The following is a 14,804-nucleotide window of genomic DNA, read 5'->3' as shown; positions in this document are numbered from 1 at the left end:
TCTGTGCTATGGACTTAAGGCTTTTTGTTCTCAATAAGCTGCTGATGCTGCATCAATTTCGAACACAGTTGCTCCGCTCACCCTCATACCTACACATTGTATGTTGTTTTCCGCATACATTTGCCCCGCTCACCCTCGCATTGCACTTTGTATGTTGTTTTCCACATACATTTGCCCCGCTTACCCCCGCAGTTGCACATTGTATGTTGTTTTCGGCATACATTTGCGGGTGGAATCAGACCTTAAACCAAATCTGGGCTTTGCAGCGAACCTAAATACTCATAGTGAGTAATCCGTTGCGATACTCCTCGAGCTACAGGGCGAAATTTACCTTTATCCACCAACATGCGACTGTACTTAATGACTGTCGCGGTTTGCAGTTCAAGCTCTCTCGCAGCATTCCCCGGACGAAGAACACGATTGTAACGGATAGCTAATCGCATTAAATCTCGTTCAATTCTGGAATACGCTCTCTCGGTACTTCGATTTGTAGTTTCAGCCGACAAATAAGGAAACAAAAGGTTCCTCAGTGCGGAGAGAATGAAAGATGGATTATCTTTCATCTCGTCTAGAGAGATGTAGAGCACCACGCAATCTTGTGATTGCAGGAAGAGACCCCGATTCAGGTCCATCCGGTATTTGCTACGGTCCGTGCCATGCGACCCAAAATCCATAATCTCAAACGCAATTCGCGAAGATCCAACCTTCCATAGTAAATCGACAAAATAGGATCTGCCGCGCCAGTCCTTTACTTCGTATTCCGGATGCAGTCCGTGAAAATGTCCAGCAAGTGGCCACCAAACACTTTCGACGAATAAGCGGTTCCCGTAGCCATGCCCCCGCTTAAGCGCATCTAGCCGCTCCCCCTTTCTTCGTTTGAGATGATTGCTTAACCATTGATCATGCTCTCCAGCAAAGCCCATTTCAGTCCCCCCACTTAGCATCGAATTTAATCTCAGAACGCATAAAACCCCGCCTCCTTCTGAATGAAAGGGAGCGGGGCATTCTTTGCCGCGTTAATTTGTACCTAAAATTAGTGTCCCACTTTTGGGCAACGAATGCAATATAAAGGTAGTAATATAGAGTTGCAATTCCCACCGCTCACCTTGTAGATGCAAATTGTATGTTGTTTTTGGCATACATTGCCCCGCTCACCCTCGTAGATGCACATTGTATATTGTTTTCCACATACATTTGCTCCGCTCACCCCCGAAGCTGCACATTGTATATTGTTTTCCACATACATTTGCTCCGTCCACCCAAGCAGATGCACATTGTATGTTGTTTTCGGCATACATCCGCCCCACGCACCCTCTCACCCGCCCATTGTTTTCGGTTTTTCGCACACACCCGCGCACACCAAAACAACCCCCGCAAATAACGCAGGGGCTGTACGATGCTGCTGGCGCAGCAGATCTGAATTACTTCTTCTCCACCGGCCGTTTAACGAAGGCTTCCGCTTTGGCCAGCACCTCGTCTTCCGTCGGTCCGCTGATGTAGCGGCCGTTGATGTAGACAAACGGGCGTTTGCCGCACGGTCCGCAGTAGGAGATGCAGCCTGTCTTGATCTCGGCATCCGGTGCCATCTTTAGCAGCTTGGGCACGATGCTTTTCATTTTAATATGATTGCACTCGTCACATAATCTTATATCGTTAGCCATGAAGCAACCCTTCTTTATGTCCGTAAAATACGGGCGGATCAACTAGTGATCGCCATGATTTCCTTTAGACGGATTAGTAATCACAAAGCCTTCTTCCGGCAAGTAGAGATAATCAATCTTCACCCCGTCCAGCAGCGGCTGGTTCGGATCAAGAATGACATCGATATCCTTATCGGTGGAAACCACTACATCGTTCTCCTTAGGCGTGTCCAGATCCAGTCCGTAGTGGGCATGGTCGCCATGGGCATGTGTAATCGCTACACGAAGCTTAAGCTCGCTGTTGCCTTCAAGTTCCATGGTTTTCTTTATCACTTTAGCCGCGTTGCGGGTAATTTTGACGTTCATTCGATTCCATCTCCCAAGCCTCTATATTTTAAATACTCAATAATTCATTTTAAGGAATATGGGAGGATAAAGCAACCATTAGGAGATGGACATCCACACTTAAAGGTGCAATCGTCGCTAAAATGTCATCTTCCGCTGTGCAGCGCCGCGTATTTACGGTCCATCCGTGTAACGAACCAGCCCATCAGCAGCATCGTTACGCCTATATCGTCAATCGGTATAAACGGCATGAAGTCGGGCAGCACCCAGTACAGCAGCGCCGGAATAGTGAACAACAGCTTGTCGGCCATAGCCACATTAGGCGAAACGATATAATGCCAGGAGCTGCGGAATATATGAGACCATTGTTTGAGCGACAACAGTTTTCTGAATTTCATGAGTTATGCCTCCCTGTGTAATCTGTGTAAGCAGCAAAGGGCACCGCCGCTAAGCACCTGTAAAAGGATTGCGGCTGTGCCCTTTGCTGTTATCTTACGCGAACGCGCAGGATTCGTTTCGCTTTTAAGTAGAATTTTATCGAATCCTCCCGAAGCGGACCAACGTTCACTCCGTCACCTTAACATCGTCGATCTGTGCGGTGCTGGAATGCATCCGCAGACCGATCTTCCCTCCGGCCGGCTGTGCCGCCGTATCCGTCCACTGAAGCAGCTGGACACCGCCGGCGTAGGCGGTAACCGTACTGCCGCTGACAGTGACCTTCAGCTCCGTCCACTGGCCGGGCGTAACCGCAAAGCTTGCGCTGCTCACCATCGTGAGCGTGCCGGCGGTTTTTTTGAACAGCTCCGCCTTGTCGCCTGAATCATTCAGCCGGAACATATAATAATTGGAAGCGTCTGCATAACGGAACAGCAGCCCGGCGTTGCCGAAGGCGTTCAGCAGCTTTATTTTGGCCGAATACGTGTAGTTTCTCCAAGTGGCATCGCCTGTATAGGCCAGTGCTTCCCCTGACATTGATGTCTGCGTCAAAGCTTTCGTCCCGTCATCCGTCACACTCCATGACCCGCCCGAGGTTGTCCAGCCGCTGGAATTACCATCCTCGAAATCATCCTGAAACAGCGTAACCGGCGGTGTAATCGTACCCTGGAACTCAAATACACCGATATCCGGCACTCCGTTATACAGCGGATTCCCGAAGAAGTCCTGTCCTCCGTTGCCTGCAACCACCGCCCCGGCACCCAGCAGCGGAGAGGAGAGCGCCAGCTTATAGCCGTCTGCCGAATCGCGTCCTGTGGCCGTGCCGGGACTTACGAATCCGGGGTTGCCTGTGATTTTATTGGGATCGTTCGGAACACTTGAATTCAGCCCGTAGAAGCTGTTGTGATCATACGTCATTCTGGGGCTGTTCGTATATTGTCCGCTGGCTGCATTATAAAAGATGTTGTTAGTGTAATAGGCCATTCCTGTGTTGCTCGCATGGGTCAGCGCCTTATTCTGCGTTCCCGAACGGTAGATAATGTTGTTGTAGACATAGAGATTGCCGCCGCCGTTCACCAGATGGAACACCCCGTTAGCGTCCTTATCGTTCTGGCTGATATTATAGCGGAAAATATTATTGTTCGTGTTGTTCATCACCAGCAGGGTGCCGCCCTCATTGTCATAGCTGAAATTGTACTGGTAGATGCTGTCGTGCACCTCGATGTCGAAGTCCCAGGGCTGGCCGTCTCCACCCAGCATCCGGGTATCGGAAGCTTCATTATATTGAAAAATAGCACCTTTGGTGTAATAGGCCCACTGCGCCGCAACGACAGTGATATCCTCAAGATAATTGACGATGGATGTATTCACCTCGCAGGCTTCCCCGATGGATCTGGTCTTGTTGTATTCGATCAGCGGCGAGGCGCTGGCTCTGACCAGGATGCCGTCCCGGTGGATCTTCTCCACCACATTGCCCCGGATGACCACACCCCGGAAGGCGTCGAACTTATGTGTCCAAGCATTGTTGAAAAAAGCATCCGTCATCGTCTGTATCCCCGTGTCCGCCACGTTAATGACCGTATTATTCTCGATCAAAATATCTTCCCAGGTGCTCTCAAGTGCTGTATTGGCTCCCCGGGCATGAAAGTTGATGCCGCCTGTGCGGCGGTCTGTGCCGAAGATATCGTGGATGTCGAGATTGCGGATATACATATGCCGGAAGTTCCCAGCCCCTGCTCCTTCACCTACGACCAGCACGCCGTTTCTGCGCATATCTGTAGGCTGCTGTCCGCTTGTAATCTCCAGATTGTTGATCTCCCAGTAGGAGACATTACGTAGCCGGACGCCGAAGCCCTCCCCGCCCACGGCTGTGTTGCCGAAATCAATCAGCGGCTTGGCTCCGCTCCCGTAGCGGTCTACCGTAATCGGATTCCCCTCTGCGCCTGAGCCCTTGAGATCCAGATACTGGTCCTTCCATATACTGCCTGCCTTGAGCAAAATCCGGTCCCCCGGGCTGAAGGTCACGCTGTTGACTTTGCCCAGCGTCTTCCAGGCTGCCGCTTCACTGGTGCCGGAGCTATTGTCACTGCCCTGGGCAGCATCGACGTAATACGTGGTGCCTGCCGCCTCTGCAACCGGACCCGATATTCCTGAGATAAGACTGAACAGCAGAAAGCCGACGACACCGAGCAAGGTCAGCCTGCCCGGCCTGCCTTGTCTTGATCTATGCTTCATACGATACCTTGTCATTCTGATCACGCTCCCGCAGATTAGTTATAAAGCAGCCAAGGCCTCACCCAGCCAGGCTCCCTGCTGCACCAGCCCGTTCTGAAGCTTGGCGAGATCCACCTTCCGGCTCTGTCCCTCCGCTTCGGCCGCCATCGCCGCCGCCATACCCGCCGCCTGCCCCATGGCGAAGCAGTTCGGCATCACCCGCAGTGATCCTTGCACGACACGGTCCGAGGAGGCGGCGCGCCCCGCCACCCATACATTGTCCAGTCCCACCGGCAGCATGCAGCGGTAAGGGACACCATGCGACTTCCCGGGCGGAAGATGGTGAATATGCATCGCCCCGCTGCTGCGGGCCATATGAATATCGATGAAGTAGCTGTTGCGGGCAATATCATCCGGGAAGGAAGCCATATTCATGAAATCCTCCTGGGTCAGCACGTAATCGCCCACAATCCGCCGCGTCTCGCGGATACCGATCTGCTCCCCGGTGGACACCAGATGGGCCTGTTCAAATCCGGGTACATACGCCCTGAAGAATTCCAGCTGGCGGTGAACCAGCTGGCGTCCCTCTATGGCGCCCCGGGTCAGATCCTCTGCACGGGAGCCGTCAATGCCGAACACATGGCCGAAATTCACACCGACCAGATAATCGGCAATCCAAGCCAGGCCTGAAACAGAGTCCCGGCCCTGCGGCAGCTTCCCGTCAACCTGCGCCTGCTGGACGGCCTGATGGATCTGATCCGTGTCACCGCTTTCATTCCGGTATTCTTCAAAACGCTGCCGGTCCACATTCGCCAGCAGGTAGCACATCGTCGCGGCTTGAAGCTCGCCGGACTCTCCGCCCTTATGGAACGGCGCTCCCGCCAGGGCGGCCAGATCGGCGTCTCCGGTCGTATCAATAACGGTCCGGGCGCGGACCAGACTCCGGCCTGACTTGTTGACGATCACCACGCCCTCAATGCTTCGGCCGGTCTCATCCATCACCGTCTGGCTCGCCACGGTATGGAGCAGAACTTCCGCTCCGCTCTCGGTGGCAGCCTCGTCGTATACACGCTTCAGCACCTCCGGGTCGATGGGCACCCAATCCAGCTCCGCCCCGAATCGCTCGCGGAACTCCGGCTCACATCCGGCCTTCATCCGGTCAAGCAGCTCTAAGCCAATACCGCGCACGACGGCCTTCTCCCCGTCGCTGTAAGGACAGAAGGCTGGCACCAGGGCAACGGTGCCCATGCCGCCCAGGAAGCCGCGCTGCTCAATCAGCAGCGTCCGCGCCCCGCTGCGGGCCGCAGCTATCGCCGCTGCCACACCGGCAGGCCCGCCGCCTGCAACCAGCACATCCACCTCACGGGATACCTCAATCTCCTCCGCTGGCAAGGTAAATACAGTTCTGTTCATCGTTCTTCCTCCTTGAAGCTATACTTAGTACTCCTCACCATTATAAGAAGGCGGAGGCTGCAACAGCGTGCAGACTGATTGCCTGTTGCAGTGGACAGTTTTGACCTTTATGGCTTCGGGTCATCCGTGGATGGCTCTCTACCCTGCTCTTCCACCGGACCTGCCTTGAATTCGCTGGGATTCCGGCCGCTGTATTTCTTGAACACCTTGGAGAAGTAGGCCCGGTCGGAGAAGCCGAGCGTGTAGGCGACATTCTCCACGGTCTCGTGCGGGCGGGCCAGCATCGTGATGGCCATATTCATCTTGTACTGGTTGACGTAATCGGTGAAGTTCACGCCGGACAGCTTCTTGAAATAGCGGGAGAAGTAGCTGGCGTTCAGATGCAGATGCTCCGCCATGTCGGTAGAGGTGACCATCCGGTCCACATGCTCCTCCAGAAACTCATCCACCGCCTGAAGCCGGACATCCTTCTCCTCAGCGGCTGCGGGGGCTAGTGCAAACTGCCGCCACAGATGCCTCAGCTCCCGCTTGGTCAGGCTGGCCGCTTCCTCGATATGAACCGTCTGCTCGAGTTGCGTGAAGAAGTCCTCCTCAGCCAGCCCGCCGGCTTCGAAGGCCAGCTGGCGCACAAGATTCCCGCAGGTCTCCTTCACCAGCCGGGGCAGCAGCCGCTCCGCCGCTGCCAGCTGCGTCCACTGATTCACGGCCAGATCAATCCAGGCGGCATGCTGGTCTGCAAGCGCCAACGACAGCATCCCGCGTTCCTTTTCCCCGCGCCGTTCCAACGCCCCCCCGAAATCCGCGTGCTTCTCAAGCAGAGACACAGGCTTCACGGACTGGTAGAAGTTATTTTCCCGGCAATCGGTGAGAGTCTTGTATAACACATCGAAGCTGCGGACCGGTGCACAGGACTCCGAATAGAACCCCCGCAGGCTAATCTTCAGATACTGCTCCACCTTATCCTGTACCGCCTGCATGAATTCAGCCAGCTTGTTCTCTGTAACGCCGGGGTCCGCCACATTCCAGACCAGATAAATATCGGCGTCCCTGCTCATAATCGGTGTAATGGAAGCCTCTGCCGCAGACAGCTCCAGCGCAATATTGTTCACGGCTGAATGGATCAGCGGAATATCCTTGTAGCGGTAACGCTCGGTGACAGATGCGGCATCCATATGAAGGAATCCATGACGCAGAAAGGGGTGCTTCCAGGAGATGCCCAGCCGTTCACCGAACTCCAGGGTGTTCTCCTGGCCCGCCGCACCCGACAACAGCTGCTTCAGGAAGCTCTGCTTCAGTACTTCCTTATTGCGCTCAATCGCCTGGCGGAAGGAGTAGCGCTCCAGCAGTTCCTCGCGGCTCTTGAAGCGGCTCATCGCTTTGGCGAGACTGCTCTTAAGCTGCTCGGGCGACAGCTCATCCTTAATCAGATAATCATCCGCCTCCAGCTGGATCGCACGCTTCGAGTAGTGGAAATCCTCATAGCAGGTCAGGAAAATCAGGCGGACCTCCGGCTTCGTGATCCGGAAGGCATCCGCCAGCTCCAGCCCGTCCATCCCCGGCAGGCCGATGTCCACAATCACAATATCGGGCAGTGCGGTATGGAACTGCTCCAGCGCATCCTCGCTGCTATACGCCGAAGCCACCAGCTGCAGGTCCAGCCCCAAGGACCCGAGCAGATATTCCACGTATTCCAGCATCGGGACATCATCGTCAATCAGCATCAGGGTCATCAAGGGGAACCGCCTCCTTCTCCCGGGTCACGGGGATATATAGGGTGAACGTCATGCCTTCCTCGTCTTCTCTTGCCTGCGCGCTCAGCCGTGCGCGATATCCGTACAATACCTGCAGACGGCGTGCTGTGTTGACCAGCCCGACCCCTTTTTCCGGCCAGAGCGCAGTGTCTTCACTTCCTTGCAGACGCCGGTTCAGGCGCTGGAGCTTATCCTCCGGCATCCCGCGGCCGTTATCGCTGATGCTGATCCGCAGCAGATCGGACTCGAACGCTGCTTCGAGCCGGATCGCCGGATGGTCCGGACGGGTGGAGAAGCCGTGGCTGATGGCATTCTCGACAATGGGCTGAAGCAGAAGCCGGGGCAGCATCACCGCACCTTCTTCCTCGCCCACCTCGCATTCCCAGACGATATCCAGACGGTTGCGGATCTGCATCACCTGCACATAGCTGCCCAGCACCCTGCACTCCTCCGCCAGCTCCAGCGGCTTATCCACATGCACATACACACGCAGCAGCTTCATAAGTGCATCGATCATGGCGCCATGCGCCGGGTCACCGCTGAGCAGCAGATCCACCTTGATGGAATTGAGCGTATTCAGCAGAAAATGAGGCCGGATCTGCGCCGCCAGCGCCTGAAGCTCCAGCCGCCTTTTCTCCTCCTGTTCACTCTCGACCTGCTGCAGCAGCCCGTTCATATCCTCCAGCATCTGATTGAAAGCCGCCGACAGCACCGCCACCTCATCCTTGCCCCTGACGGGTATCCGCACCGCGCGGTTGCCGCCGACATACTGCTTGACGCTGGCCCGCAGCAGGCTGATCGGCTTGTTCATATATCCGGCCCACAGCATGGACAGGACCAGGAACGCCAGGAAGAACAGTCCGATCAGCGAGATGGAGACCAGAAACTCCCGGTTGATATGACTGTCGATGGAGCTGCGGGGCGTCTTGCTGGTAAGCAGCCAGCCGACCTTGGGAATACGGACCTCACTGGCCAGCAGCGGGCCTTCATCCGCAGGAGCGGCTTCTCCGGTGACTGCAATACTTCTCCCCTTCTGGTCAACAAGCGCAAGCCTGCTTACCGCATTGCCCGTATCGAGCAGGCTGCGGAAGTAGTGGCTCGGAATGCCCACGTACAGCGTGGCCAGCTTGTCCTGGTTCAGCGGATCGGAAATGAACCGTACCGCATAATAATAATCCGGTGCAGCGGGGGTGCCGCCGTAGGGGAACCATTGCAGCGACACTTTTTCCCGCTCATCCAGCCTGCTGCTCTCCTTAAGAAGCTTCTCAGGCAGCACCGAGAACACCGGAATATTCTGGTTGCCGATCAGTATCCGGTTCTCCCGGTTGACCAGCATGATCTGAAGATCAGCATCGAGCGACTGCACCGACAGGATATTGGCCGTAGTCTTGAGCTTGTTGTAATGGGTATACACTCCGTAATTTCCGAAGCTTCCCGTATTTTTGAGATAACGCAGACTCTCCAGCACGGCCGGATCATAAGCCTCAGAGAAATACACCGAGACAAACGAGATGCTGTCCACCGTTTTTTCCATTTGACTGCCGATGACCTTCAGGGTCTCCTCATTCGAACGGGCGATCTTCTCACTCACATTCTCCCGCACAGAGGTATACGACCAGAACGTAACGACAACAAAAGGCAGCAGGATCAGGATCAGGAACGTGTATTGCAGTCTGCGATGGAAGGAAAAACGGCTTAACCATTTCATAAGAATTCCACCCCGCACTGTAATGAAAGCTTCAACGTCCCTATTATAATCCAAAATCCCTGCTGCCTTTGCACTTCATCCGTTATTTCTGATTGGCAGAAACTACCTTCTCGACTTCCGCTGTCATCTCACTCTTGACCTCATCGAAGCTGCGGTTATCCAGGATGAAGCTGGCGAAGCCGTTCTCCACAATCGCTTTCAGCTCGCTGCCATAGGGTACACTGAAGGTGTCCGGCATTTTAATATTTGGATCGAACAGCGTCTTGGAGAGGGAGGCGGTATCGATCAGATCTGTATTTTCCCCGAAAAAGCCGTTAATCAGCTCCGCCCCGTCCACGCCCTTGAACGAAGGAATCTCCTTGGTGAACTTGTAGGCTTCCTTGGACATCCAGCGGATGAAGTCATACGAGGCTTCCTTATTCGCTGATTTCGCGCCCATGGCCAGGCCGCCGCCGGAGATATTCGTCATGCCCAGTTCCTTACTGTCCACCGAACGCGGCAGCGGAGCGTACATGCTCTGGAACTCATGCGGGAATTTCTCCAGGTTCAGCGCCGCCCGGACAGCATAGCTTGGCACGGCCAGCATACTGGCATTTCCGGCAAAAAACTGCTGCAGCACATGGTAGTTCGAGGCCAGCACATCGGCATACGGCTCAGCGCTCTTATCTTCCTTCTCCATCGTGCGGCGGAGGTTGAAGAAGTATTCGAAGGACGGATCGTCAAAAATCGGCTTCAAGTCTGCGCTAAGCTGCGGATGCGGCTTCTCGGTGTATGCGATAATGTTCGGATATTCGCCCCAGGTGTGGAAGTAGGTTCCGAAGTGCTCGGGTGTCGTCAGCTTCTTGGCATAGTCACGGAAATCATCCCAGGTCCAGCCCATCTCAGGCAGGGTCAGCCCGGCGGCTTCCAGATGATCCTTATTGAAGACCGTCAGCCACTGCGTGGAGCTGGGCAGAATGCCGTAGACCTTGTCGTCCAGCTTCAGCAGCTTGGAATATTCATCCTCGGCTTTAATACTCTCCTGTTCAAAAAAGGAGTTAAGCGGTTCCACAACTCCCCGCGAAGCGCGCTCCAGCAGCTCATCCTCGTTCCCGGTCATGAACACATCGACCACTTCGCCGCCTGCGACCAGAATATCCAGCTTCTTCATGAAATCTGTGCTGTCGCTGTTCTGGACCAGAGATTCATACTCCACTTCCACTTTATCCTGAGCTTCATTGTAAGCCTGCACGGCCTGGTAGATCGGCTCTTCCGGCTTATCGGCCTTGAAGGTGTAGAATTTGATCTTGGCTTTGCCTGCGGGCTGGGCTGTGCCGGCGGTTCCGGCAGACGGATCAGCCGAGGCTGGTGCATCGGTTGCTGCTGAGGTGTTGCCCCCATTCCCGCCGCAAGCGGTGACGGAGAGCATGAGGAGCATACTGGCAAGCATTAATGGTAGTTTTTTCAAAGCAATTCCCCCTTGATTTGTTGTCTGCAGGCTCATTATACAATCTAAGCTTTGCGCACACCGTGTACAGCTATGCGGTGTGCGCGTACACTTTTTTGACCTTTACCCTTTCACGCCTCCGATAGCAATCCCGTTAATGACCTGCTTCTGGAGGATCAGGAACAGCACCAGCAGCGGCAGAATCGCGGCGACGGAGGCCATCATCATGACGGAGATCTGTGTACCGAATTCCTCCTTGAAAAATTGCATCCCGAGCGGAATCGTATACAGCTTGGTCGAATTCAGCATAATCAGCGGCCCCTGGTAATCATTCCAGGTCCAGATGAACTTGATAATCCCCACTGTTGCCAGAATCGGGCGGCTCAGCGGCAGCACCACGCTCCAGAAAATCCGTAAGAACCCGGCGCCGTCCAGCTCCGCCGCTTCCAGCATATCATTATGAATCCCGATCATGAACTGGCGCAGCAGGAAGGTGAAGTAGCTGGAGAACATCCCCATCAGGATCAGCGCGGCATGGGAGTCATAGAGACCCAGCTCCTTAATCATAATATAGCGCGGAACGAGTGTTGCCTGCTCCGGGATCATCATGAACGCCAGCATCAGGGTGAAGATCAGCGCCCGGCCTTTGAAATCCAGCTTGGCGAGCGCATACCCGGCCATGGCCGAGATTACGATTGTCGCCAGGGTGGAGATCAGGGCGATTTTGAGCGAGTTCATATAGAATAATCCGAATGCCACATCACCCATCCATACCGCCTTGAAGTTAGCGATCAGATTCCAGTCGGTGGGAATCCACTGAATCGGGAAGGTCCAGACCTCCTTCTCCGTCTTCGAGGCCGCCGACAGCATCCAGACCAGCGGCATCAGGAAGAATACCGAGCACAGGGCGAACAGGACCGTGAAGATCAGATTGCCGGGCTTAAGTTTTTTCATTGTCATTGCCTTTCGTTCCTTTCGCCTTGGACTAGTAATGGACCTTGCGGTTCTGGGTTATCCAGGTAATGGAGGTCACCAGCATAATAATCAGGAACAGCACCCAGGACATCGCCGAGGCATAGCCCATTTTGAAACGCTCGAATCCTTCTTCGTAGATCTGGTACACGATAACGGTACTGGAATAGTTAGGCCCGCCGCCGGTCAGGAACTTGATCATATCGAAGATTTTGAAGGAAGAGATCGTGCTCGTTATCGCCAGGAAAAAGGTGGTCGGCCCCAGCAGCGGCAGCGTAATCCGCCGGAATTGTCCGATCCCGCTGGCCCCGTCAATCGTCGCCGCCTCATACAGCTCCTCGGGAATATTCGTCATCCCCGCCAGGAAAATAATCATCTGATAGCCCAGCAGCTGCCAGACGTAGATAATCATAATGGCAATCAGCGAGAAGCTGGTATCGACCAGCCAGCGCGGCGGTTCGGATACTCCAAGCTGCATCAGGATCTGATTGACCGGCCCCTTGGACGGATGGTAGAGCGCTTGCCAGACTGCGGCGATGGCTACCGTGGAACAGATATAAGGTACAAAGAAGGCAACCTTGAAGAACGTCTTCGCGTACAGCTTCTTATGGATCAGCGCCGAGAGCACCACCCCCAGCAGCATCGTGACCGGCACCGTGCCGACCGTAAACAACACATTATTCTTCAGGGCCAGCAGGAAGCGGTTGTCCCTGAACAGTTCAATAAAGTTATCCAGACCGACAAAGTTAATCGCCGACAAGCCGCCGACCAGGTTCCACTCCGTCAGACTGAGGAACAGGCTGAACAGCAGCGGGAACACGGCGATGACGAGCATCCCGATGACCTCCGGCGCAATGAACAGCCATCCGGCGAGCTGCTCCCGTCTCTTGCGCGTCCAGTAGGTTCGGGCAGTTGGCTTAACGGTCTTGCGGGTAACGGCAGATTGACTCATTGCATTCTCTCCCCTACAGTTTCAGCTTGGTTGTCCGGCAGATAGCCGCCTTCTTCCCGGAGACGGGCGCGAAGGCGGGGGACATCCACGGCATGAACATCTCCGCCGGTATGAGCGGCAGCCAGTGCCGCAGCAAGTCCGGCAGCTTCGCCCATCGCCAGGCAGACCGGCATCACTCGCACGCTGCCGAGCACCCTGCGGTCACAGGAGATGGACCGACCGGCGACCAGAACGTTGCGCAGTCCGCGCGGCGTAAGGCAGCGGTACGGAATGCCGTGCGATTCACCCGGCCCGTACAGCGTGATAGCTTGACTGGATCCGGCGCCGCTCTGCTGCTCCTTCTGTGTGCCATGCACATCAATGAAGTAGCTGTTGCGGCAGATCTCATCATCGAAGCTTCTGCGGGAGATGTAATCCTCCGCCGTCAGGATATAATCGCCGGTAATCCGCCGGGATTCCCGCGTGCCGATCAGTGTACCAGTGCTCATCACTACCGCATTGCCGAAGGCTGCGGGGTGAACAGCGGCAAGCATGTCCCGGTAGGCGGCCGCCATCTTGCGTCCCTCTACCAGCGCCCCGGATACGGAGAAGGCATTCGTGTTGTCAATTCCCCAGAGATGTCCGGCATTGAAGCCTACGGCACGCGGAGCAACCATATTGTTGCACAGATGCGTATCCGGAATGCCCGGATATTCTCCTGAGCGGACCACCTCATGGATCGGGCTGTGCGGGTTCTCCGCATGGAGCTTCGGCCCGTTCACATAAGCATAATCATCCACGTTGCCAAGGATGAAGCAATGGGTGGCGGGTTGAAGATCGCCGGTCTCTTCGTCTCCCATTTGGTACTCGGCACCTGCCCATGCAGCAACATCGCCATCTCCTGTGCAATCGATATATACGGCTGCCCGGAAGGCCTGCAGGCCGCTTTTATTGAGAAGGAGGAGTGTGGTGATGTTGCCGTGATCGTCCCTGTCCACATCCGCAAGCGCGGTCAGGAACAGGATGTGGGCACCCGACTCCGTTACGAGATCGTCATAGACCCGCTTGAGCTTCTCCGGTTCGATCGGCACCCAGTCCATCGCATCCTCCGGCACATGCGGCATTTGAGCCTTTAAGGTATTGAACACCTTGGCCGCGAGACCACGGTAGACCATCTTCTCTTTGTCCGAGAATGGGCACCAGGCCGGTACCAGGCCGGAGGTTCCCATTCCGCCAAGGCTCCCGGTCGCTTCGACCAGCAGTGTCCGCGCCCCTTCCCTGGCCGCCGCCGCTGCGGCGGTGCAGCCCGCGGGCCCGCCTCCGACTACAATTACGTCGTAGGAGGCGTTCAGCGGGATGGGTTTACTTTTCAGCATATACGTATCGTTCTCCATTTGGCTCTCACTTTCCCGGCGGATAGTCCTCTTTCCGTGAAGCCGTCCGCCGCTCATCTATACGCTAATTTTAGCAAGAGACCCGGAGGAGTACGGTATAGCTTTCATACGGGTTGATGTGTATTATTTTGACCCTTGGGGGATGGCGGGTGGCTCGGGGGCGGGGGATGCTGGTTGGCTGGGGTTAGGGTTAGGCTGGGGCAGGTGAAGCAGCAGGATCAGGTTCACCTCTGCATCTTATTTGCTCACTAAGCCGACTTTTGAGGAATTTAATGGGATTTATACACTTCATTTACTCTCCAAGCCGACTTTTGAGGAGTTTAATGGCATTTATACACTTTATTTACTCTCTCAGCCGACTTTTGAGGAGTTTAATGGGATTTATACACTTCATTTACTCTGCCAGCCGACTTTTGAGGGATTTAATGGGATTTATACACTTCATTTACTCTCCCAGCCGACTTTTGAGGAATTTAATGGGATTTATACACTTCATTTACTCTCCAAGCCGACTTTTGAGGAATTTAAAGGGATTTATACACTTCATTTACCCTCCCACCGACTTTTGAGGAATT

The 14,804-nt window shown here is 54.9% G+C and carries 12 protein-coding genes; all 12 read right to left on the bottom strand.

Translation table 11 applies throughout. The features are described 5' to 3' along the window. Positions 1-242: 242 nt before the first annotated feature. Complete coding sequence (locus MKX51_RS09790; protein ID WP_340992214.1) at positions 243-923, bottom strand: hypothetical protein; 681 nt, start codon at positions 921-923, stop codon at positions 243-245. A gap of 498 nt (positions 924-1,421) precedes the next feature. Further along, entirely contained in the window at positions 1,422-1,661 is a 240-nt protein-coding gene (locus MKX51_RS09785; protein ID WP_036725257.1) for a DUF1450 domain-containing protein, read from the bottom strand. A 42-nt stretch (positions 1,662-1,703) separates the two neighbouring features. Continuing rightward, the gene (locus MKX51_RS09780) at positions 1,704-2,006 is read right to left on the bottom strand and encodes a HesB/IscA family protein (protein WP_036702251.1); all 303 of its coding nucleotides are present in this window, start codon (positions 2,004-2,006) and stop codon (positions 1,704-1,706) included. A 125-nt stretch (positions 2,007-2,131) separates the two neighbouring features. After that, positions 2,132-2,383, bottom strand: a complete 252-nt coding sequence (locus MKX51_RS09775; RefSeq protein WP_340941951.1) for a hypothetical protein — start codon at positions 2,381-2,383, stop codon at positions 2,132-2,134. A 166-nt stretch (positions 2,384-2,549) separates the two neighbouring features. After that, complete coding sequence (locus MKX51_RS09770) at positions 2,550-4,670, bottom strand: family 16 glycoside hydrolase (RefSeq protein ID WP_340992213.1); 2,121 nt, start codon at positions 4,668-4,670, stop codon at positions 2,550-2,552. Between the two features lie 24 nt (positions 4,671-4,694). Then, a complete protein-coding gene (locus MKX51_RS09765) occupies positions 4,695-6,047 on the bottom strand; it encodes an FAD-dependent oxidoreductase (RefSeq protein ID WP_340941953.1) in 1,353 nt (450 codons plus the stop codon). Positions 6,048-6,154: 107 nt separating this feature from the next. After that, on the bottom strand, positions 6,155-7,777 hold the full coding sequence (locus MKX51_RS09760; RefSeq protein WP_340995577.1) for a response regulator transcription factor: 1,623 nt from the start codon (positions 7,775-7,777) through the stop codon (positions 6,155-6,157). Further along, entirely contained in the window at positions 7,758-9,506 is a 1,749-nt protein-coding gene (locus tag MKX51_RS09755) for a sensor histidine kinase (RefSeq protein WP_340992212.1), read from the bottom strand. The genes MKX51_RS09760 and MKX51_RS09755 overlap by 20 nt, the downstream gene beginning before the upstream one ends. 82 nt (positions 9,507-9,588) lie before the next feature. Then, positions 9,589-10,953: an ABC transporter substrate-binding protein gene (locus MKX51_RS09750; RefSeq protein WP_340992211.1), complete on the bottom strand. Its 1,365-nt coding sequence runs from the start codon at positions 10,951-10,953 to the stop codon at positions 9,589-9,591. 102 nt (positions 10,954-11,055) lie between these two features. Next, entirely contained in the window at positions 11,056-11,892 is an 837-nt protein-coding gene (locus MKX51_RS09745) for a carbohydrate ABC transporter permease (RefSeq protein ID WP_036702263.1), read from the bottom strand. Positions 11,893-11,917: 25 nt separating this feature from the next. Next, a complete protein-coding gene (locus MKX51_RS09740) occupies positions 11,918-12,856 on the bottom strand; it encodes a carbohydrate ABC transporter permease (protein ID WP_340992210.1) in 939 nt (312 codons plus the stop codon). Next, on the bottom strand, positions 12,853-14,211 hold the full coding sequence (locus MKX51_RS09735; RefSeq protein WP_340992209.1) for an FAD-dependent oxidoreductase: 1,359 nt from the start codon (positions 14,209-14,211) through the stop codon (positions 12,853-12,855). Before MKX51_RS09735 ends, MKX51_RS09740 begins: the two co-directional genes overlap by 4 nt. Between the last annotated feature and the right edge of the window lie 593 nt (positions 14,212-14,804).

This window comes from Paenibacillus sp. FSL M7-0420, from assembly GCF_038002345.1.
Taxonomy (GTDB): domain Bacteria; phylum Bacillota; class Bacilli; order Paenibacillales; family Paenibacillaceae; genus Paenibacillus_AQ.
This window is presented reverse-complemented; position numbering and strand designations above follow the sequence as displayed.